Here is a 21,504-nt window from a genome sequence, read left to right as displayed (position 1 = left end):
CAAGGCAGAATATTTTACATTCCTCCATGAGGCATAAGTGACTTCATAATTGTTTGCTAAATAATCTTATCTCCTTTAATTAAGGCAATTTCTTCACTATATTAAGCTGTTGCACAACAGGTTGATCCCAAGGGCCAGAAATTTTATAACTATATCCCGCAATTTTCTGCATGCTTTGATTAATAATTTTATTTGCAATCCATGCAGCAAGACCAGCAATTGGGCCTCCTGCTATCGTAGCTACAACAGGTAAGCTGGCAGTGATATGCGGTGAAATGTTTAAATCCAAATCATATAATCGCCTTACCAAATCCAGATCCCCTTTCATGCTGGCATAAGCTACCGGCCCATCAATGTAACTGTTATTAGTACTCATAATGCCCTTATTGACATTAAAATTGCCTTTAAATATATCAAAACTGTAGCCATCATTTGAGAGATCACTAAAATCGAGCTTTAACCGTCTTGGAATAGTTTGCAAACTCAATATACTTAGTAACTTCCCTAAACCAAGTTTTTCTTCAGTCTCCTGGCTCAAATGAGTAATTCGACCATTTTTCAGCTGTAAATACATTGAACCACTCAACTTAGCCAAAGAAAAATCATATAAGGTACCTTGCCAACCCCCGCGAAATTCTATATATCCTTTCCCCGCATCAACCGCCGGATTAATCGCCCAACGATCAAGACTCTTGGCCAAATCTTTCAAGTACATTTTAGACTGTAGTTTTGTTTGATTAACCTTTCCTTTCTGAATCCATTCTCCTTCAAAATTAGCTTGATAATAGGGTGAATCTACCCTGCAATAATCAATATGCCAACGTTCTGATGTAGAATGACTTTTAAGGGTAATATTGCCAATTTGAATTTTTCCAATTGAAAAATTATCGACTCTTAAATTCAAATTGGGAATTTGTGCCGGAGTGGCATGTGAAGGAGTATCTTTATTGTTTATTGAAGACCCCATTTCGGATAAATGTAAGTATTTGACAAAGCCACTCAGAGAATTTGTTGCTGAATGGTAGGTTAAATCCGCATCGATTTTTTTCTGTTTTAAATTGACAGCCCAATCATTATCAGGACGTTTTTTCGCATACACAGACATGTTATCAAACTGCTGATTCAGAAAGTGTAGTTTACCCATTTTTACATCAATAATATTAACCAAACTCAAGAGAGAAGGGTTGACATTCTCTTTAGAGAATCTATTGATTACTTCTTTCCATGCTTGCAAATCAAAGCCCTCTAATGTACCAGCAATACTGAGGCCAGGATATTCCTGACTTACAGCTTGTGCACTACCTAAACGTATTTGACCTGACTTTAAGTTAAATACGCCTTTTTGCTTTTGCATCAAAAGATCCGTACTTAATCGTCCATTGTAATTAACTCTTAAACGAAGTGTCTTTTGTGGATTAAAATCCAGGTTAACCAGTAAGGGGGTTTTTTCTTTATAAGTTTTTCCTAAAGGTGGTGGGAGATCAACTGCCAATCCTATCAAATCAGAATTCAACTTCATATTATCCAGGTCATTAGGATCATCCGTAATTTTTAATAATGCCTTGGCTAGAATATTTCCTTTAAGTACTGAGAAAATAGGTAAGTGCCATTTTTTCTTTAAGGATTCTACAGTGCATTCACCTTCGATTGATATCGCAGTTAATGATTGAGGAGACTTTTCCGATTGTATTTTAATATTCAGGGGATAACCAAATGCCGTAGCAGTTAAGTCACTATCCTGGATACCTTTTTCATTAAACAATAAATTTCCAGTAACATCTCCTACAGAAAAATCTCCCATCTGATGCTTGATGTTGATTATATTATTTTCAAAAGTCAATTCACCTTGGGCCAGATTATCATCATTCTCTGGATAAAGAGGGATTTCCAAACGCAAATTGAGTGATATCAATCCCTTTATTAATAATATTTTTAAAGCCGATAATTTTTTCTTTAATGGAGAGTTCATGACAAAATTGAGCATTTTTTGTGCTTTTCCATGAACAATTCCATGAATTAACAAGGTTTCCCTATCTTTACCAATATCATCGATACGTAAGTTCATTTGTTTAAGTGGAACACCTTGAACATCACCATCAACAATATCAATATCAAGGTTTCTATTTTTTAGTTTGATATAACCTTCCAAATCTTTAATCAATTGCCATTCCGGAGTAATTAAAATATCTCCACCGACAACATGACTTACTATAGAAAGCTCCCCATTACCGTTATCAAATGGGAAATCCTTTGCCATTCCATTAATAGTTATCTTACCTGTTGCTTGCCCTAAACGTTTAATATCTTTGTTTAACCAGGCAAATAACTTGGCTTTCATGTGCTTCGCAGGTAAATAAGGCATCCATTTCTGTAAATTCTTCCCAGAAAAATTGCCTGCTAAACGAATATTGCCTACAGAATTCTTGGTCAGTTGATCCAGAGCTCCTTCCAGACTGATTGTCAACTCAGGTTGACTTGCAACCAAGCGTTCAATACTTAATCGCAACCCCTCATTTAACTCTTTCCAATCAAAAGCACCATTAAAAATCGTCAGTTTTTGAGTAGGGTAGCCTTTAATATCAAACGTTGAATTCTCGGAATCTAACTCCAGACGCCCTTCCGTAGGCTGCCAATTTAAAACACCGGATAAATTACTCACTCCAGGAATATTGTTGTCCTTAGCACTCCATCCTAATTGATCAAATCGAGTTAAAATATAATTAATTTGATTTTCTTTGATTAATACCTGAATATCACTCAATATCCCATGCGGTTTTAACTGCAGCACGTTTTGAATAACTGGCGGCCAATTAATTGCTCCAGATAATAATGATTCTACAATGAGGAATTTTGTAAAGACTTGATAGGTATTCTGATTTTTATTAAAACGAATCGACAATTGATTCTCTGGCCAAGTAACCCCTGCAACTCTTAATTTCATATGGTCTGCCTGGAACTGCCAACCTTGTTTATCCAGTTTCCATCCCATGTTGGCGTAAAATGATTGGATAAGCTTACTATTTTTTTTATTTAATAATTTCCATGCCAGACGTTTAAGTTTCAATTGTGCTTGAATTGATGAAATATTCCCTTTCTCCAAATCAACCCATAATGAAATATCTCCTTTACCTCCCTCCAGCCTTATAGAGGATTTTGGCAATAAATTTTGCCATTGCGCAGGTAAAACATTAATGGCTGAAAAATAGAGACGTCCATTGGTGTTTTCAATTTGATCAGGATCAAATTGTACATTGCCTAGCAGTTGGAAAACGGTTGCATTCGTTTGTTCGAGTTTTGCTTCTCCCTTTATCTTATAAGTTCCCCCTTTATTAACTATCGATAGATTTAATCCGTTAACAGGAATTAATGACCCGTCATTAAAATGTAAGTGGGCAGAAACATGCCTTACAATTAATTTTTCCTGTTGAGCAAGCCAATCTAATATTTCCCTGGTTTTTTCAGGTGTAATATCAGTGTCGTTCATTGCATTACTTGAAATCCCCTCAATACGCCAATGTCCATCTTTTTCACGAAAAACCAAATGCATATCATCGATATAAAGTACACCAGGTTGAATACGCCAATTCCAGAGGGATTTAAATAAATTAACACCGACAATTAGCCTATCCAAATAAATTGACTTATTATGACCATCATGAATTTTTATATGTTTTAATTTAACGACTGGTTCAAACCAATACCATCCTGTTTCCATAGTTTGAACGGTAACTGGTTGACCCAAAAGTGATGTCAAATGCTGTTCCACCTCCCCTTTATATTGTTTAGCCCAGGGAGTAAGAGCGCGAAATACACTGGAAAAGACAGCCGCGAAAATTATCAAGATGGCTAAAACCATCCAAATCTTTTTAAAAAATTTATTTGCCAAAAGGTTATTATCGGTCATGTTTTAAAGTACTATACCATTGCTTTTGCGCATATTCATCAGTTTCCTTTTGCTCAATACGCTGTAATTGCTTCAGTTCAGCTCTTTTTACTCGTTCAATTAGCTTATTTATTCCTTCTTCTGAAGTTTTTGCTTGCTTATAATTTAAATCCGCTTTCATCCTGTTTTTTGCAAGTTGACTCAAATAGGAATTTAATTGTACCAAAGCAGTATCCAAATGATTAATAAAATTAATTCGATTACGTAAAGGCCCTACGTAGCTACCTTGCTGTCCTAATATTTCCAATTGCTGTAAATAATCCTGTCTGTAACCCACTAATTGTTCATGCCTTGCTTTATTTTGATTAAATTGTTCCTTGGCTTTTATCAGCTCCATATAAGCCTGTTGAGTCGCTTCCTGTTTAATTTTTAGTAGCTGAATCAAACGATCTAATCTGTCGCTCATTGGTCATTCCCTACCAAAGTTGAAACCAGTTTGGCTAAGGATGTCACACTCTCATCGTAGCTCACTTTTTCATCCATTCCTTGCATCAGGTAATCTTTGAGTTTATTCACTGCCAATATTGCCTTATCCACCATGGGATCACTTCCTTTTGCATAGGCTCCCAATAAAATTAAATCCTTGTTTTTTTCATAAACAGACAGGTATTTTTTAAACAATAACATATCTTTCATATGTTGTTCAGAGACAACACCCTGCATGACTCGGCTAATAGAAGCCTCAAGATCTATTGCCGGATATTGCCCCTGCTCCGCAAGCGCTCTGCTTAACACCACATGGCCATCTAAAATAGCCCGTGCCGCATCTGCTATGGGATCTTGCAAGTCATCTCCCTCAGTCAAGACAGTATAAAATGCTGTAATTGACCCTCCTTCTGAAGTCCCGTTTCCAGCTCTTTCAACCAATTTAGGCAATTTGGCAAATACCGACGGCGGATATCCTTTTGTAGCAGGGGCTTCACCAATCGATAACGCAATTTCCCTCTGTGCCTGGGCAAAACGGGTTAAAGAATCAATCAGTAAGAGAACATGTTTACCTTGATCTCGAAAATACTCAGCAATGCTTGTTGCAACCTTCGCACCGTGCAAACGCATCAAAGGGCTTTCATCTGCTGGAGCAGCAACTACAACTGCTCGCTTCAAACCTTCTGTACCCAAGTTACACTCAATAAATTCTTTTACCTCGCGCCCACGTTCTCCGATTAATCCAACCACAATGACATCAGCTTCAGTAAAGCGTGTCATCATCCCAAGCAAAACTGATTTACCAACTCCACTTCCAGCGAACAAACCTATCCGTTGTCCACGACCAACTGTTAATAAGCCATTAATGGCACGAATCCCAACATCCAATGGAACTTCAATAGGGGCTCTTTTTAAAGGATTGATCACTTGTCCTATCAATGGATAGGTTTCCACCATTTCGTTAGGAGGCCCATCGTCTATAAACATTCCGGAACCATTTAATATCCTTCCTAACAGCTGGTGGCCAACACTCACTTGAGCAATGCATCCAGTAGGAATGATTTTCATTCCTGGAGCTATTCCTTGTATGTCTCCTATAGACATTAAATAAACACTTTCGTTACTAAAACCAACCACCTCTGCCTGAACAGAATGTCCATCATTGATTTTAACCAGGCAACGCGCTCCAATGGGCTGATTAAATCCTTTTGCCTCAATGGTTAAGCCTATTGCTCGGCTAATTCTACCACAATGCAACAATCCGGAATGATGTTTATTCCTTACCCCTGATAAAATTTTATGGAGTTGTGTTTGGTAAATAGTCATCACTGTTCCTGAGTAACGCCCAATTGGATTATACTCTCTTTATTAATGTATTCGTTGAACAAGGTAGTAAAACGAGTTTGAATCCGACCATCCAATTCGCTATGTTCACCTTGTAAATAGAAGTCTCCGCGATTTAATGCTGGATCAGCCACCAACAGTTCATGAAGACCTGGGATATTGCTTTCAGGAAATGCCTCTTTAATCCATTGCACATCATCAGGATGCATGCTTATAGACTTCTTGCCACTTAAAGAAGGTAATTCACCTTTTATTTTATTCAATAAATCATTTAGTTTATCTGTATTAACAGAAAGCTCGATAGCGACACAATGTTGACTTAACCAGATGATGGTCTGAATGATTTCCTGCGTCAGTTGCTCATCTAAAATTTGAACGGGTTTTTGAATTAAATCCAGCCATTTGGACAGCTCTGCTTTGATTGTATTAATTTCTTCTTGCGCCTGTTGCAACCCATCTGCATAACCTTTTTGAAAAGCTTCCTTCCTGACTGCTTCCAGTTCATTAATCAACTCTTCTTCATCAGGCTGCGAATGCTCTGTGCCTTTGGAAGGCTGATACTCCCAAGTGGTAAATTCAATATTTTTAACCTGTTTATTATATGGTTCAAATTCATTTGACATAGCTGCTTAACCTTATCCTAGGCCCAAATAATACCAAAAACAACCACTTAGAACAAATAAAAAGCAAATTTAACAGATTCTCATTTCAATGATCCTTACTATTTACATAAAATGGCTAAAGCCCAACTTATGAAAACGACTAAATTAACTCGTCCCCCCCCTTTGCACCCAAGCTGATCTTGCCATCTTCAGCCAGGTTCCTTGCTATAGCTAAAATATCCCTCTGAGCTCGTTCCACATCACTAACTCTTACTGGTCCTTGAACCTCGATGTCATCTCTGAGAAGATCCGCAGCTCGCTTTGACATATTCGAATAGATTTTTTCTTTCGTTGTTTCAGTAGTACCCTTTAATGCCAGTTTTAATTGATCAGACGTCACCTCTCGCAATAAAGTTTGTACACTTCTATCATCCATGTCTTTGATATTTTCAAAAACAAACATCTTGTCTCTTATCTTTTCGCTTAACTCCTCATCCCAATCTTTAATTCTCTCCAGCACTTCTTCTTCCATAGCGCCATCCAAAAAATTAATCACATCCGCTACGGTTTTAATTCCACCGACAGAAGATGATTTACCTGTAGTTTGACCACTTAACTGCTTTTCAATCACATGTCCGAGTTCAGAAATTGCTTCAGGTTTTACTGTATCAATATTACACATTCGTAATAACACTTCCGCTCTTTTTTCTGCACTAAAGTAACTAACCACTTCAGCGGATTGCTCACTATCCAGATGAATTAAAATAGTGGCAATGATTTGAGGATGCTCATTACGAATCACTTCGGCTATCAAACGTCCATCCAACCATTTCAGTTTATTCAAACCACTGTCTTTATTTGATACCAATATCCTATCAATAAATGGATTTGCTTTTTCTTCCCCCAAAGCCTCTATGAGAACGGTTCTGAGATAATGTTCTGTATCTACAGTTAAGCTCGTTTGATCTTCGATTGCACTGATAAAGTCAATCAGAACGTTCTGCATTTTCGCCTTGCTCACACTATTCATGGTTGACATAGCCATCCCAACTTTCTGTACTTGCCTGGGCTCTAAATGCTTTAATACTTCTGAAGCGTTTTTTTCTCCCATGCTCAACAATAAAATAGCTGCTCGCTCTATTCCGTCCATAATTACCCCCGATCAACCCATGATTTCACTACTTGTGCAACGCGCTTGGGTTCTTTATCAACCACTTGACGAAGTAAACTTAGCTGAGTTTCATAATCCTGAACATCCTTAAATGATATTCTTCCATCCAATGTAAAGTCCCCTGAATCCTGATTATTAGGAGCTTGGTCCATGTCTTTATTGCTTGCCAAAGTTTTTAACATAGGCCTTAGTACACCAAATATCATTGCCAATATAAAAAGAGCCCCACCAATCTGCTTAATCACAGACCAAAAACTGTCTTTTTGCCAAAAATGTTCTTCTGGAATTGCTTCTATAGGATCTGGCTTTACAAAACTGCTGTTAATTACATTCAAGCTATCTCCTCTCTTGATATTCAATCCTATAGCATCGGAGACCAATAACTTTATCTGCTCAATTTCTTCTTTAGCTAGAGGTTTCTTCTCCAGTTTCTTGGTTTTATCATTCATTACAGGTCTATTATCTACCAATACAGCAACCGACAAGCGTTTTATTGTTCCTGGCTGATTTTTCGTATGGCTTATTGTTTTGTCCAATTCGAAATTCTTAGTGGTTTGCATGCGAACATCTTTTGCTTGCATCTGATCTGATGATGTTTGCTGAGGCAAGTTATTTGGTGTTGCTTTTTGTTGAGGATTATTTTTTTGCCCAAGAGAAGTATTCGGTTGCGGAGTATTTGATAATGTTCCAGGAACCCCGCTTGCTTCATTTGACGCATTACGACTCTCTTGCATAGTTTGTTCACTGCGTAAAGCGGAAAGTTCCGGATTAAACAACTCTTGAGTTTGCTCATAACTGGTAAAATCAATGTCTGCAGATACTTTGGCCCTGACGCGGCCATATCCCAATATTGGAGTTAAGATATCCTGAATTTTTTGAGCGTATTGATGCTCCAGGTTTTGTCTGTAATCAAGAAAACGCTCAGTTTCTGAAAATAGATTATATCCGCTACCTTCATTTAACAGTTGCCCATCTTGATCAACAACAGTTACTCTTCCTGCCCTTAAATTCGGAATACTTGATGCCACTAAATTAACAATAGCTGCAATAGTATGTTTTTTTATTTCAAATCCAGAATACACATCAATAAATACAGAAGCACTAGGCTCTTGTGAATCTCTTACAAATGCTGACTCCCTTGGAATTGCCAAGTGGACTCTGGCCGATTTAATATTATTAAATTTACTAATCGTACGTGCTAATTCTGCCTCAAGAGCTTGTTTATATCGGGCGTTTTCCATAAATTGGCTGGTATTAAACACGCCACCGCTGCTGCCCAAAAGATCATGGCCAATAGCCGTATCGCGAGGCAACCCTTGCGCAGCCAATTTCAAACGCGCGCCTTGCAACTCATCGACAGGCACCATCAATAACCCATTGTTCTTGTCAATTTTGAAGTCAATGCCATTGCGTTCTAAAATAGTTAAAATCTCCGATGAGTCCTGCGCATTGATCTGGCTATATAATGGAACATAGCTTGGATCGCGAGACCATAGAACCACTGCCACACCTATTGCAATGCTTGCAGCCAATCCAAACAACACTCCAATTTGGCGTGGTATAGATAAGCTTGCAAATTTCGTAGCTGCTACTGAAGCATTATCAGCCAATGCCATGATTTACTCCTGTAATTTTTATCCTTTTTTCCAGAACACTTCACTCTGGGTTTTAAAACTTTACAGAGAATATTTTCAAACTCATTATGGCATTGAAAAACCTCATAAGAACCTGTTATTGAGTTTGATAATATTTATCTGTTGAAAAAGTTCTACTACCCAAAATATTAAACTAAACTGGCATGTTCATAATATCCTGGTATGCTTGTACCAATTTGTTTCTAACTCTTAATGTCGCTTCAAACCCTAAATTGGATTTTTGACTAGCTATCATTACTTCTCCAAGAGACACATTAGGATCACCCATTTCAAAGCGGGTCTTTAAACCATCTGCTGTTTGTGACAATTCATTGACTTGATTCAATGCCTGTTGAAAAACCGAACTGAAAGAAGCTTGATTTAAACCAGAATCCAGTTTTATGCCCTCAGCCTGGGCAGCCAGAGTTTTCATTTGATTGATTAAATTTACTGTATTAATATCGCTCATTTTCTTAGCCTCTGTTAAACCACGTATCCTTCTTCACGCATTTTTGCGAGCTTATAGCGCAAAGTTCTTTCGCTAACCCCTAATAATGCAGCAACTTTTTGTCTGTTGCCTTCATTTTCTAATAATGTTTTCTCTATAAGTTCATATTCATGTATCTGTAAATTTTTACTCTTACCCATTGTCTTCGTTTGCGAAGGGATGGTAGTTGAATTCGTTATCTGCAAATGTTCTTCTTCGATGATGCCTTGAGTCTGTAGCACCAGAGCCCTTTGTATAACATTGTCCAGTTCTCGTGCATTACCTGGCCAGGAATAAGATAACATTGCTTTTTGAGCTGCTGGGCTAATGACTGGGACTATTGGTTGCTTATGCTGACAGTGTTTACGAATTAAATAATTCGCTAATGGTATAATATCACTTGTTCTCTCTCTTAATGGATGCCATTGCAAAGGAAAAATATTCAATCGATAATAAAGATCCTCTCTAAAACGCCCTGCTTCAACTTCTTCTTTTAATTGTCTGTTTGTCGTAGCGATAATGCGTACATCAAGATTTATTATTTTGTTTGAACCGATTCTTTCTACTTCCTTTTCTTGTAAGACTCTAAGCAATTTTGCCTGCAAACCTAAGGACATTTCACTCACTTCATCTAAAAGTAAAGTCCCGCCTTGGGCTTGCTCGAACTTACCAGGAGTAGATTTGTAGGCTCCGGTAAAAGCACCTTTTTCATAACCAAACAAGGTTGCTTCCAGCATTTGTTCAGGAATTGCAGCACAATTGATTGCAATAAAAGGCTGTTTACTTCGATAAGAATGATCATGGATAAAATGTGCGAGCACTTCTTTTCCGGTACCACTTTCTCCACTAATCATAACACCCACATCCGATTGAGCGACTCTCAAAGCCATTGTCAGTAAGGCCTGGCTTTTAGGATCCCGTGCAATAGGATCATTATCCTCATCGCTCAGATCAGTTTTTATATACTGCTTTATTTTTTCAATTAAGACTTGTGCACTGAACGGTTTTTGCAAATAATCAACAGCACCATGTCGCATGGCTGTAACAGCATCTTCTACAGAGCCATAGGCTGTCATTAAAATAACCGGCAGGCCTGGCCTCTTTTTTTGTATTTCATTTAATAACTGATTTCCATCTAATTTATCCATTCTTATATCAGTGAGTACAACACTCGGATTATGTAATTCAAGAAGCGATAATGCCTCTTTACCATCTTTAGCAGTGATATAGGTATGGCCTGAGATAGTCATAGTCTCAGCCAACGCTTCTCGTAATACTGAATCGTCTTCAACTATTAAAACATGGCTCATAGAAAATCCTTTGTTTGATAAAGTTATCCTACGTTTCTATTCAGGCAAGGTAAATAAATAGTTACCTGTGTTCCTATACCTTCAGTCGACTCAAGAGTCACTCGACCACCATGCGCTTTTACTACAGCAAAAACTACTGCTAATCCGAGACCTGTGCCTTGTGCTTTTGTTGTATAGAATGGCGAAAATGCTTGTGCCCTGACTTCCTCAGACATCCCGTTTCCATTATCCTCTACTGATATTTGTATACCTGAATCATCCATGGATGCAAGCGTTAAATCAATTTGGGTCGCATCAGACTGCAGCGCATTGATTATCAGATTCAAAATTGCTCCAATTAAAGACTCTCCATGTATGGATGATTCACGAGTAATAAGATGGTTATTAACGTGTAAGACAGCCGCATAAGACTCAATATATGGCTGAGCTCTTTGTATTAATTGAGAGCACCAAAACTCCATATCCACATATTTGGGTTCGATGGAAGTTCCTCTAGCAAATAATAATAAATCCTGAATTTGCTGTTCTATGCTCGCATGGCACTCTTGCAATCTGTGAATCCAGTTTTTAATACGATGATCCAAATTCGGGAGATTATTTAAATGCTCGGTATACAATATGGCAGAAGATAAGGGGGTTCTAATCTGATGAGCCAATTGCGCAGTCATTGTCCCAATAGAAACCAATCGTTTTTCATTTTCTTTGGCCTCTTCATAATCTCTGCTTGCAGTAATATCAGACAAAGTAATCAATATACCGGGTAAACTCTCTAAAGAAGAAATGGCCACGTGCACACGTCTTCCATCAGCTAGAGATACTTCGTGCCCATCATCAGCTCTTGGAACAAATGCTTTTTGAATCACATCTAACCATACTGAACCAATTAATCCATAACCAAGCATCGCTTCAGCTGAAGGATTTAACCAAACTACTTTGCCCTGGGCATTCAAAATTACCAAGGCAGTAGGTAAACTGGACAAAATATCCCATTCGGATAAGTCTATCTGAGGTTTGACCGCACAAGTTTGATAAGTTGAATAATGCATGGTATTCATTTTAATTATTATAGTAATGTCTCAAGCAAAGTTTAGGCCAAAATTAAAATGTATTTAAAATCAATTAATTAACTAATTGATAATAAGATTTTTCTGAAAACATTTAAAATTATAAACAATTTGTAATTTTTAAATCATTGTAAATGAGATCCATGAGACTTTAAAACATCATCTGTAACTCATACAGTCAGAATTTTGACATGCTCTTTATACTTCACTGGATATCAATGTCGATTAAACTTCTTCTTCGGGGTAAAATTGGGTGACAAACCTAACCTGGCTTAAATAGGGAATAATTCAAATATTCTTTTTCGCATCTTTGTCTAATTGGCGCAAAAAAGCGAGCTTTTCTGCAATTTTAGTTTCTAAACCTCTTTGTACTGGATTATACCAATTAACCTCTTGCATTCCTTCAGGTAAATAACGCTCGCCTGCAGCATAACCATAGGGTTCATCATGAGCATATCGATATTCATGACCATAACCTAGTTTTTTCATCAATTGAGTAGGGGCATTTCTCAAGTGAATTGGAACTTCTCTTGACTTGTCCTTTTTTACAAATTCCATAGCTTGATTAAATGCTAAATATCCAGCATTACTCTTGGCAGCGACAGACAAATAAATCACAGCTTGTGCCAAAGCGAGCTCACCCTCTGGTGAGCCAAGCCTCTCGTAAGTATCAGCGGCATCATTAGCGATTTGAATTGCTTTTGGATCTGCTAATCCTATATCTTCCCATGACATTCTAATAATACGTCTGGCTAAATAATATGGATCCACTCCGCCGTCCAGCATTCGACATAGCCAATATAGTGCCGCATCAGGATTAGAGCCTCGTACTGACTTATGTAAAGCAGAAATCTGATCGTAAAATGCTTCTCCGCCTTTATCAAAACGTCGACCACTTTGTACTATCACATTATGCAAAAGATCTACATCAACAGTTACTGTTTTAATTGTCAGGCAGGCTGCTTTTGTTTGCTCAAGCAAATTGAGTAATCGCCTGGCATCTCCATCAGCACAAGAAATTAAAAAAGCAATGGCTTCCTCTGTAAATTGCAGAGAAGATAAAGCTCTTTGGTGAGCCCTAAGAAATAAGAGTTTTAAGTCCTGCTCCGATAGCGGTTTTAAAACATAAACTTGCGCCCGTGATAATAACGCTGGATTAACCTCAAAAGACGGATTTTCTGTAGTTGCCCCAATGAAAGTAATTAAACCTGATTCTGTATAAGGTAATAAGGCATCTTGCTGAGCTTTATTAAATCTATGAATTTCATCAATAAACAAGATAGTCTGTTTATCATGAATTAAATATTCCTGCGCTTTCTCAATCGCAGCTCGAATATCCTTAACACCCGAAAACACAGCTGATAATGCTATCCATTCACAATCAAAAGCCTGTGCGGTTAATCTTGCTATAGTAGTCTTACCGACCCCTGGTGGCCCCCATAAGATCATAGAATGCAATTTGGAGCCCATAAAACAAAGTCTTAGGGGTTTACCCTCTCCAAGCAAATGACTTTGACCTATGACCTCATTGATATGCTGAGGCCTTAAACTTTCAGCCAATGGTGGATCAGGTTCTTTATTGAATAGGCTCATAAATCAACATTGAAATTATTGTTTTACCACATCAACCCCTTTAGGAGGCTTGAATTGGAACAACTTGGCAGACAATTTGGGATTTGCCTTAATTTGCACTAATTTAACATTAGTAATTTGACCTAACTGATCATATAACTCCAGACCAATCAAAGTGCTTTGACTGAAAATTAACTTAATCCTTTGAAAATTTTCTTTTGCGGATTTGGATTTCAAATCAAAAACAGTCAATTTTCCTGTTTGCTTTTCACTCACATCGAAATCATGAGTCAGAGTTTCATCATAACCACTCAAAAACAACGCAGCAGTACCTCCTAATCCTTTTTCCTGATTTTTCACTGTAACTTGCTCAAGGTCCACATCATAAATCCACATTTTTTGACCATCTGCGACAATTAACTGCTCCAGTGGGTCTTTTGTTTCCCAGCGAAATCGCCCTGGACGTTGTAATGCCATGGAGCCTGAAGAGCGTGATACCTCACGATTCTTTGCTTTTACAATTTGACTAAAATTTGCAGTCATAGTTTGTATAGCATTTAATTTACTTTGCAGTACTTCAGCAGAGGTTTGGCTAAACACTTCACCCGAAAAAATGAGCAACACAAAGAGAAACAATTTATTCATATTCAGTCCTCAGTCACTGATGTTACTAATACGTCACGATACCCACCATCCAATGGACCGACTATACCTGTCCTCTCCATTTCCTCTATCATTCTGGCAGCACGATTATAACCGATTTTTAACCTTCTCTGCACCGCAGAAATACTAGCCTTACGTGTCTGAATTACAAACTCTACCGCCTGATCATAAAGAGGATCATCGTCTTCTACGGATTGACCTCCACTGTCCTCATCGAAAGCACCGTCTCCATTTTCATTTCCCATTTTAAGAATATCATCAATATAATCAGGCTCTCCCCTTGACCGCCAGTCATCCGCAATACGGTGAACCTCCTTATCGTCAACAAAAGCGCCATGCACACGTAAAGGAGCCCCGCTCCCTGGCGCCAGGTATAACATATCACCATGTCCGAGCAATTGCTCAGCTCCCTGTTGGTCAAGTATAGTACGTGAATCAATTTTTGAAGACACCTGGAATGAGATTCGTGTTGGAATATTGGACTTAATTAAACCGGTTAATACATCCACCGAAGGCCTTTGTGTCGCAAGAATCATATGGATTCCTGCTGCCCTGGCTTTTTGTGCGATACGCGCAATCAACTGTTCCACTTTTTTGCCAACAACCATCATCATGTCAGCAAGTTCATCAATTACAACAACTACATAAGGTAATGCTTGAAGTTCTGGCGCTGTTTCATCCATAGAATCGACCGGTTTCCATAATGGATTTAACAATGGATGACCATTAGCTACCCCTTCCGCAATTTTAGCATTATACCCCGCTAAATTTCTAACACCTAACGCAGCCATTAGCCTATAACGCCTTTCCATTTCCTCAACACACCAACGAAGTGCGCTTGCTGCCTCTTTCATATCAGTAACAACGGGGGTAAGCAAATGTGGAATCCCATCGTAAACTGATAATTCCAACATTTTCGGATCGACCATAATTAAACGCACTTGCTCTGGACTTGCTTTAAAAAGAATACTTAAAATCATGGCATTAATACCAACTGATTTACCAGAGCCTGTTGTTCCTGCAACCAGCAAATGAGGCATTTTTGCCAAATCAACCACCATAGGATGCCCACTAATATCAACTCCCAAGGCTAAAGATAAAGGAGAATGAGATTGTTGATATACATCAGCAGATAACACATCAGATAACCTGACCATTTGGCGTGAATGATTGGGTAATTCAAGTCCCACTACTGTTTTACCAGGAATAACCTCCACAACTCGTACAGAAACAACAGATAATGAGCGAGCCAAGTCCTTAGCCAAAGCAGTCAGTTTGCTCACTTTGACTCCTGCTGCTAATTGCAATTCAAATCGGGTAACAACTGGCCCAGGGTGAACAGCGACAACATCCGCTTGAATACCAAAATCGAGTAAATGTTGCTCTACATCTCTTGAAAGACTTTCTAATTCCTCATGAGTATACCCCCCCATCGGCTTCCCTGGTTGACCTTTATCCAATAATGTCAAACTGGGAAGAGTTCCAGGTATCGTCGTTTTAGGGGGACGAATTTCCTTGAATTCATTGATGGCTCTGACAATTTCAGGTTTTTCTTCACTTGCAATTAAAATAGGTATTGCTTTTTCATGTTCTTTATCTTTCTTGTCCTGGAATAATTTAGGGATAGATTTCTTTTTTTCATTATCAGGTTTGGAGAGTGGTTCAGGTTTGCTCAATGGTTGTTTTAATTTTTCTTTATTAACGTTATCAGAAACAAATTGCATTCCTTTTCTAATGAATTTATCAAGAAATGTATAAAGATTTAACGTGTAATATCCGATTAACTCAATTGCTTTTATCCAGGATAATCCGGTTAGCCAGGTTGTTCCCACAAGAAACATTGCTAATAAAAGTAAAGTAGCTCCTTCCACATTTAGCATTTGGTACCAACCGTTGCCAACTGTTTGTCCAATAATACCTCCTGAGCTGTGAATAGTATCTACTGCTTCAAAGCGATGATTTATGCTCAGTAAACCGCAACCTCCAGAAACCATGAGGACAAAACCAACTGTTCTTAGTACCAGAACCATTTTGTCCAGCGCTTTAAAAGAGCGAAAGTCCTTCAAAATGGCCCAGGCAATGTAAACAAATGCTATTGGTAATAAAAAAGCAAAATATCCAAATGCGAAATAAAGAGCGTCCGCAATATAAGCACCAACTTGTCCCCCGGAGTTTGAAACAGACACACCAGAACGGGAAGCATGAGACCAACCTGGATCATTGGTTGAATACGTAAATAAAGACAAGAGAATAAAAAGGGCTCCTGTCAAAATTAATATAAAACTGCCTTCACACAGACGTTTTATTATAAAGCCTGGCATGGATTTTTTAGGGATTCCAGCCTGTTTTCCCGAATGTTGTTTTGCCATAGGTATTTTAATGTTTTTATTTTTGTCATAATATTTGCCATCTTAACACAAAAAATAAGGAAGGCGGAGACAATGAGCATAAGCAACCACCATCGCTTAATCATACTCGGTTCAGGTCCAGCAGGTTACACCGCTGCAGTCTATGCCGCAAGAGCCAATCTGAATCCCGTTTTAATCACCGGAATGCAGCCTGGTGGACAATTAACAACCACGACTGATGTAGACAACTGGCCCGGCGATATTGAAGGGTTACAAGGCCCCGCGCTAATGGAGCGTATGCAAAAGCACGCGGAACGCTTTGATACTCAGGTCATATTCGATCATATTGTCAAAGCTGATTTAGCGCAAGCTCCCTTTACACTTCAGGGGGATAGTACTACTTACACCTGCGATGCGTTAATTATTGCGACAGGCGCCTCTGCTCGTTATTTAGGGTTACCCTCAGAAACTGCCTACCAGGGACGAGGTGTCTCAGCATGTGCTACTTGCGATGGATTTTTTTACCGCAATAAAACCGTTTGCGTAATTGGAGGGGGAAATACCGCAGTTGAAGAGGCGCTTTATTTATCAAATTTGGCTTCTTCAGTGACGCTGATTCACAGAAGAGACAGTTTGCGCGCAGAAAAAATATTGCAGGATAAACTCTTTGAAAAGGCACATTCTGGTAACATCAAGATAATATGGAACTCAACCCTTGATGAAGTACTGGGTGATGAGAAAAAAGTCACAGGAGCCATAATTCGTAACCTTAAAACGGATGAAACTGATCGACTTGCAATGGATGGCATTTTTATAGCCATCGGACACACACCAAATACTGGGATATTTCAAGATCAGCTGGCTATGAGAGACGGTTATATCTTGATTAAGTCAGGACTTGATGGAATGGCAACAAGCACATCCGTTCCTGGAGTATTTGCTTGTGGCGACGTTGCTGATCATGTTTATCGACAAGCTATTACATCAGCAGGATTTGGATGCATGGCAGCCCTGGATGCTGAAAAGTACCTGGATTCAATATAAAATTGGCCTACGATAGCGACTACACTTTCCCTGACCCGGAAACAAGTGATAAACAGGGTTTATTAGTTATTGGGGGTGTCTTGACACCCCAGCGAGTTTTGCAAGCCTATTCTCAAGGAATTTTCCCTTGGTATGAACCCGGCAACCCTGTTCTTTGGTGGTCACCTAATCCGCGCCTGATCTTAATACCTGACGAATTTAAAATATCCAGAAGTTTAAAAAAAACTCTAAAAAAACCATTTAAACTGACTATCGATACTGCTTTTCAACGAGTCATTTCATACTGTGCAACTTGTTCAGACAGGACTAATAAAACCTGGATCACTAGTGAAATGATAGAAACATATATCCAATTGCATGAAATGGGGTATGCACATTCCTTCGAAATATGGGATGGTTCCGAGCTTGTTGGTGGGCTCTATGGAATCAGCCTTGGGCATGCTTTCTTTGGTGAATCGATGTTCCATACTATAACAGATGCATCTAAAGTCGCCCTGTATTTTTTATGTAGTATTATGCAATCATGGAATTTTGATTTCATTGATTGCCAGTTGCCAACCTTACATTTAATGAGCCTTGGCGCAAAAATAATAGGTCGAAAAGAATTTCTTCATAGGTTACAGGACACTTTAAAATACCCTGATAAAAAAGGAAATTGGTCTATTAATTAAATTTTTTTATCGATAACCAAAACTAAATAGAGTGAGAACAGGCATGAAGCAACATTCACAAGGTTTTTTAAAACTGGTAGCAGAAGCTAAAACACGTATAAATGAAATAAGTCCTCAAATTTTAAAAAGTAAAATCGATAACCATGAAAAATTAATTATAATAGATGTTCGTGAAGAAGATGAATTGAAAACAGGCAAAATCCCGAATGCAATTCATTTAAGCAAAGGGATTATTGAGCGTGACATTGAAAAAATTATTGCAGACAGACAAAGCAGCATTGTAGTTTATTGCAGCGGGGGTTATCGCTGTGCTTTAGTAGCCGATAATTTACAAAAAATGGGATATACCAATGTATCTTCTTTGAACACTGGATTGCAAGGATGGCTAGAGGCTGGATACTGTCTGGTAAAATAATTGAATATCTCTCAATAATGGGTCTTGCGCTATATCTTTAAAAAATGTAATTGCAAGACTGGATTGCCATTTTCCGCAATTTAGTGCACTATTTCACTTTTAAAAATTTGATACATCATTTGAGAGACATATGGCAAAAGAAGATCACATTGAAATGGCTGGTACTGTTATAGATACACTACCCAACACCATGTTTCGCGTTGAGTTGGAAAATGGACATATCGTTACGGCTCACATTTCAGGCCGGATGAGAAAAAATTATATTAGAATTCTGACTGGAGATAAGGTTAAGGTAGAACTAACCCCTTACGATTTATCAAAAGGTCGTATCATCTTTCGCGATAAAGGCTAAATGCGTTCTATCCAATTTCTATAGCTGTTCTCTGTTTTCATTAAAGAAAATCTGCTGAAATTTATAAAAAGCTGGCTGCAGGCAGCCAGGGTAGACTTATAGGTATATCGCTAAAAATTTCAGGAACTATCACCAAGATTACAGAGTAAGCGGTTAACCTCCATGGTTTAGCATTTTATTTCCCGGCAACCATCATTTTTTCTATTAAAATAGAGCCACAGCGCATGGAAATATTAGGATTAATATCGCTTCCTACTGCCAGTATCATCCGGTACATTTCTTTAAGATTCCCTGCAATAGTAATTTGATCAACCGGATATTGTATGACCCCATCTTCAACCCAGTATCCACTTGCTCCACGTGAATAATCTCCTGTAATACCATTCACACCCTGCCCCATTAGTTCTGTAACCAGCAAGCCTTTCTGCATCATTTTCAAAAGATCACCTAGATCCCCGCAAGTAGGGTCAATGGTTAAATTATGCACACCATCACTGTTTGCGGTTGTCTTTAAACCCATTTTTCGCGCCGAATAACTGCCAAGAACATATTGAAGCAAACGTCCCTTCTCAACTAAAACATTGGGTCGCGTAGGCACCCCTTCTCCATCAAAAGAGGCGCTCCCCAAAGCACCTTTTAAATGTGGTTGTTCGTAGATACGCACAAATTCCGGAAACAGTTGTTGTCCAATGGAATCAAGCAAAAAAGAATTCTTTCTATATAAATTCGAACCACTAATAGCGCTCACAAAGCTACCCAATAACCCACTGGAAACTCTTGAAGAAAAAATAACAGGAGTCATTTGTGTTTTAATTTGTTTTGATCCCAGACGGCTTAGTGCCCTGTCAACGGCCTTGGCTGCTATCAACTCGGCTGCGACTAAATTCTCTGCATTTCTGGCAGTCGTATAATCATAGTCTCTTTGCATTTCATCACCTTCTTTGGCAATTACCGAGCAGCTTATACTATGTCGAGTACTATGAATAAATCCCTCTCCACCACGCGTGTTGGCATAACCGTGATGTGATTCATAGGAAGAAACATTAACACCATCTGAATTAGTAATCCTTTTATCTAAAGACAAGGCATGTGATTCGCATTTCAATGCCAAATCGATAGCTTGTTGTGGGGTAATATCCCAAGGATGATATAAATCAAGATCTGGATGATTCTTTGTCATCAATTCTTTATCCGCTAATCCAAAGCAAGGATCTTGAGCACTAACCTTCGCTATCTCACAGGCTGCCTTAACCAAAGATTGTAATGCTTCAGGAGATGTATCAGTACTACTTGCGCCCCCTTTGCGTTGACCTATGTATACGGTTAAACCAACTCCTTTATCTTCGCTGAAAGCGACTGTCTCCACTTCCCCCATTCTCACATCGACTGAAAAACCTCGATCATAATTTACCGCTACTGCTGCATCGGTGGCACCTTCTTTTTTGGCAAGTTCTAAAACATCTTTTATCACTCGATTTAAATCTGTTGTTGACTTATATACTTCACTATTGTTATTTTGCGATTTAATTTGCATATGAGATTCCGTGGTGTTGAATGATGTACATAAGGATACAATAACATGTCTTCGCAAACCAATGTTTATCCTGCAAACAGATTGAATTTATGGCACTTGCTTATTTTAGCACTCGCCATTGTAATTCCTTTTACTTCCTACTCTGCCGGTCATTGGCAAGAACTTACTCCAGGTATTGAATATCAGGATCTCGAAGGAGGCTTGTTAAATCCGTGGTCTCACATTCATGTATTTCGTATCGATCTTAATAAAAATCAGATGGCGCTGGTGACAGCCAAAAACCTTGCTCAAAAAAATGCATCTGTTGATCAATTTGCCGAACACAGTAAAGCTTTACTCAGTATCAATGGTGGATTTTTTGATCATGAATTCAATCCTCTGGGGCTTAGGATTAACAATAAAAAACAGGAAAATCCCTTAAAACGCATTAGCTGGTGGGGAATTTTTTATGTTAAGGATAATAAGCCTCGCATTACTAACATACGCAATTTTCATTATGACAGTAACATTGATTTTGCTATTCAAAGCGGACCCAGATTATTAATCAGAGGAAATATCCCTTCTCTTAAGGCCGGGGTTGCTGACAGAACGGCTTTAGGTATCACTGACGAAGGCAAAGTGATTATACTAGTTACAACAAATGCAGCCATGTCAACCAGACAATTAGCTCAAATTATGAGAGCTCCTCCATTATCCTGTAGTGATGCAATCAATTTGGATGGCGGAAGTTCCAGTCAATTATATGCGAAGATTGATAGTTTCCAACTCAATGTACATGGCTTTTCTAATGTCAGTGATGCAATTATAGTTAAGAAAATATAGTATCATTCAAGGAAAACAACTTATCAATTGATTGGAGTCAAACTGTCTATATACCCAAATTCACGCCAGCTAGACAATGCATATAAGTTCTCTTCTGAAATA

18 protein-coding genes are annotated in these 21,504 nt (G+C 38.4%); 5 read left to right on the top strand and 13 right to left on the bottom strand.

The window, feature by feature from the left end:
- Positions 1 to 79: 79 nt before the first annotated feature.
- The 12 genes from CC34_RS0114305 to CC34_RS0114250 all read right to left on the bottom strand — a co-directional run bounded on the left by CC34_RS0114305 (position 80) and on the right by CC34_RS0114250 (position 16,585).
- Positions 80 to 3,904 carry a YhdP family protein gene (locus CC34_RS0114305; protein WP_028379639.1) on the bottom strand — a complete coding sequence of 1,275 codons (3,825 nt, stop codon included), beginning with the start codon at positions 3,902 to 3,904 and terminating at the stop codon, positions 80 to 82.
- Positions 3,894 to 4,349, bottom strand: coding sequence for a flagellar export protein FliJ (gene fliJ / locus CC34_RS0114300; protein WP_027227874.1), 456 nt, complete (start codon positions 4,347 to 4,349; stop codon positions 3,894 to 3,896). Before fliJ ends, CC34_RS0114305 begins: the two co-directional genes overlap by 11 nt.
- Positions 4,346 to 5,695, bottom strand: coding sequence for a flagellar protein export ATPase FliI (gene fliI / locus CC34_RS0114295; RefSeq protein WP_027227873.1), 1,350 nt, complete (start codon positions 5,693 to 5,695; stop codon positions 4,346 to 4,348). Before fliI ends, fliJ begins: the two co-directional genes overlap by 4 nt.
- The gene (locus CC34_RS0114290; RefSeq protein WP_027227872.1) at positions 5,695 to 6,336 is read right to left on the bottom strand and encodes a flagellar assembly protein FliH; all 642 of its coding nucleotides are present in this window, start codon (positions 6,334 to 6,336) and stop codon (positions 5,695 to 5,697) included. Before CC34_RS0114290 ends, fliI begins: the two co-directional genes overlap by 1 nt.
- 139 nt (positions 6,337 to 6,475) lie before the next feature.
- Positions 6,476 to 7,465, bottom strand: coding sequence for a flagellar motor switch protein FliG (gene fliG, locus CC34_RS0114285; protein ID WP_027227871.1), 990 nt, complete (start codon positions 7,463 to 7,465; stop codon positions 6,476 to 6,478).
- Positions 7,466 to 7,467: 2 nt separating this feature from the next.
- Positions 7,468 to 9,102, bottom strand: coding sequence for a flagellar basal-body MS-ring/collar protein FliF (fliF, locus tag CC34_RS0114280; RefSeq protein WP_027227870.1), 1,635 nt, complete (start codon positions 9,100 to 9,102; stop codon positions 7,468 to 7,470).
- A 172-nt stretch (positions 9,103 to 9,274) separates the two neighbouring features.
- Entirely contained in the window at positions 9,275 to 9,589 is a 315-nt protein-coding gene (fliE, locus tag CC34_RS0114275; protein WP_027221946.1) for a flagellar hook-basal body complex protein FliE, read from the bottom strand.
- Between the two features lie 14 nt (positions 9,590 to 9,603).
- On the bottom strand, positions 9,604 to 10,917 hold the full coding sequence (gene fleR / locus CC34_RS0114270; protein WP_027227869.1) for a sigma-54-dependent response regulator transcription factor FleR: 1,314 nt from the start codon (positions 10,915 to 10,917) through the stop codon (positions 9,604 to 9,606).
- 23 nt (positions 10,918 to 10,940) lie between these two features.
- Positions 10,941 to 11,972, bottom strand: coding sequence for a sensor histidine kinase (locus tag CC34_RS0114265; RefSeq protein ID WP_027227868.1), 1,032 nt, complete (start codon positions 11,970 to 11,972; stop codon positions 10,941 to 10,943).
- Positions 11,973 to 12,269: 297 nt separating this feature from the next.
- Entirely contained in the window at positions 12,270 to 13,574 is a 1,305-nt protein-coding gene (locus CC34_RS0114260; RefSeq protein ID WP_028379638.1) for a replication-associated recombination protein A, read from the bottom strand.
- A gap of 15 nt (positions 13,575 to 13,589) precedes the next feature.
- Positions 13,590 to 14,198: an outer membrane lipoprotein periplasmic chaperone LolA gene (gene lolA, locus CC34_RS0114255; RefSeq protein ID WP_027227866.1), complete on the bottom strand. Its 609-nt coding sequence runs from the start codon at positions 14,196 to 14,198 to the stop codon at positions 13,590 to 13,592.
- A 2-nt stretch (positions 14,199 to 14,200) separates the two neighbouring features.
- The gene (locus CC34_RS0114250) at positions 14,201 to 16,585 is read right to left on the bottom strand and encodes a DNA translocase FtsK (RefSeq protein WP_028379637.1); all 2,385 of its coding nucleotides are present in this window, start codon (positions 16,583 to 16,585) and stop codon (positions 14,201 to 14,203) included.
- A 72-nt stretch (positions 16,586 to 16,657) separates the two neighbouring features.
- On the opposite strand from CC34_RS0114250, the gene trxB reads away from it, so the two are divergent.
- The 4 genes from trxB to infA all read left to right on the top strand — a co-directional run bounded on the left by trxB (position 16,658) and on the right by infA (position 19,046).
- Positions 16,658 to 17,608, top strand: coding sequence for a thioredoxin-disulfide reductase (gene trxB / locus CC34_RS0114245; RefSeq protein ID WP_027227864.1), 951 nt, complete (start codon positions 16,658 to 16,660; stop codon positions 17,606 to 17,608).
- 2 nt (positions 17,609 to 17,610) lie between these two features.
- Positions 17,611 to 18,279, top strand: coding sequence for a leucyl/phenylalanyl-tRNA--protein transferase (aat, locus tag CC34_RS0114240; RefSeq protein WP_028378103.1), 669 nt, complete (start codon positions 17,611 to 17,613; stop codon positions 18,277 to 18,279).
- Positions 18,280 to 18,322: 43 nt separating this feature from the next.
- Positions 18,323 to 18,694 (top strand): rhodanese-like domain-containing protein, encoded by a 372-nt coding sequence (locus CC34_RS0114235; protein WP_027227862.1) that lies wholly within the window; start codon positions 18,323 to 18,325, stop codon positions 18,692 to 18,694.
- A gap of 130 nt (positions 18,695 to 18,824) precedes the next feature.
- Positions 18,825 to 19,046, top strand: coding sequence for a translation initiation factor IF-1 (gene infA / locus CC34_RS0114230; protein ID WP_010947496.1), 222 nt, complete (start codon positions 18,825 to 18,827; stop codon positions 19,044 to 19,046).
- A 175-nt stretch (positions 19,047 to 19,221) separates the two neighbouring features.
- Here the strand turns inward: infA and pmbA are convergent, their stop codons facing one another.
- On the bottom strand, positions 19,222 to 20,580 hold the full coding sequence (gene pmbA / locus CC34_RS0114225; RefSeq protein WP_027227861.1) for a metalloprotease PmbA: 1,359 nt from the start codon (positions 20,578 to 20,580) through the stop codon (positions 19,222 to 19,224).
- Between the two features lie 45 nt (positions 20,581 to 20,625).
- Between pmbA and CC34_RS0114220 the strand changes: the two genes are divergently transcribed.
- Positions 20,626 to 21,402 carry a phosphodiester glycosidase family protein gene (locus CC34_RS0114220; RefSeq protein ID WP_027227860.1) on the top strand — a complete coding sequence of 259 codons (777 nt, stop codon included), beginning with the start codon at positions 20,626 to 20,628 and terminating at the stop codon, positions 21,400 to 21,402.
- Positions 21,403 to 21,504: the final 102 nt, after the last annotated feature.

This window comes from Legionella pneumophila subsp. fraseri, assembly GCF_000586315.1.
Taxonomy (GTDB): Bacteria; Pseudomonadota; Gammaproteobacteria; order Legionellales; family Legionellaceae; genus Legionella; species Legionella pneumophila_B.
Note: the sequence above shows the minus strand (reverse complement) of the source record. Positions and strands in the feature narration are given on the sequence as shown.

What these genes read in the sequence shown, in the direction of transcription:
- CC34_RS0114305 (WP_028379639.1), bottom strand. Translation starts at nt 3,904, where the DNA reads ATGACCGATAATAACCTTTTGGCAAATAAATTTTTTAAAAAGATTTGG.
- fliJ (WP_027227874.1), bottom strand. Translation starts at nt 4,349, where the DNA reads ATGAGCGACAGATTAGATCGTTTGATTCAGCTACTAAAAATTAAACAG.
- fliI (WP_027227873.1), bottom strand. Translation starts at nt 5,695, where the DNA reads ATGACTATTTACCAAACACAACTCCATAAAATTTTATCAGGGGTAAGG.
- CC34_RS0114290 (WP_027227872.1), bottom strand. Translation starts at nt 6,336, where the DNA reads ATGTCAAATGAATTTGAACCATATAATAAACAGGTTAAAAATATTGAA.
- fliG (WP_027227871.1), bottom strand. Translation starts at nt 7,465, where the DNA reads ATGGACGGAATAGAGCGAGCAGCTATTTTATTGTTGAGCATGGGAGAA.
- fliF (WP_027227870.1), bottom strand. Translation starts at nt 9,102, where the DNA reads ATGGCATTGGCTGATAATGCTTCAGTAGCAGCTACGAAATTTGCAAGC.
- fliE (WP_027221946.1), bottom strand. Translation starts at nt 9,589, where the DNA reads ATGAGCGATATTAATACAGTAAATTTAATCAATCAAATGAAAACTCTG.
- fleR (WP_027227869.1), bottom strand. Translation starts at nt 10,917, where the DNA reads ATGAGCCATGTTTTAATAGTTGAAGACGATTCAGTATTACGAGAAGCG.
- CC34_RS0114265 (WP_027227868.1), bottom strand. Translation starts at nt 11,972, where the DNA reads ATGAATACCATGCATTATTCAACTTATCAAACTTGTGCGGTCAAACCT.
- CC34_RS0114260 (WP_028379638.1), bottom strand. Translation starts at nt 13,574, where the DNA reads ATGAGCCTATTCAATAAAGAACCTGATCCACCATTGGCTGAAAGTTTA.
- lolA (WP_027227866.1), bottom strand. Translation starts at nt 14,198, where the DNA reads ATGAATAAATTGTTTCTCTTTGTGTTGCTCATTTTTTCGGGTGAAGTG.
- CC34_RS0114250 (WP_028379637.1), bottom strand. Translation starts at nt 16,585, where the DNA reads ATGGCAAAACAACATTCGGGAAAACAGGCTGGAATCCCTAAAAAATCC.
- trxB (WP_027227864.1), top strand. Translation starts at nt 16,658, where the DNA reads ATGAGCATAAGCAACCACCATCGCTTAATCATACTCGGTTCAGGTCCA.
- CC34_RS0114235 (WP_027227862.1), top strand. Translation starts at nt 18,323, where the DNA reads ATGAAGCAACATTCACAAGGTTTTTTAAAACTGGTAGCAGAAGCTAAA.
- infA (WP_010947496.1), top strand. Translation starts at nt 18,825, where the DNA reads ATGGCAAAAGAAGATCACATTGAAATGGCTGGTACTGTTATAGATACA.
- pmbA (WP_027227861.1), bottom strand. Translation starts at nt 20,580, where the DNA reads ATGCAAATTAAATCGCAAAATAACAATAGTGAAGTATATAAGTCAACA.
- CC34_RS0114220 (WP_027227860.1), top strand. Translation starts at nt 20,626, where the DNA reads ATGTCTTCGCAAACCAATGTTTATCCTGCAAACAGATTGAATTTATGG.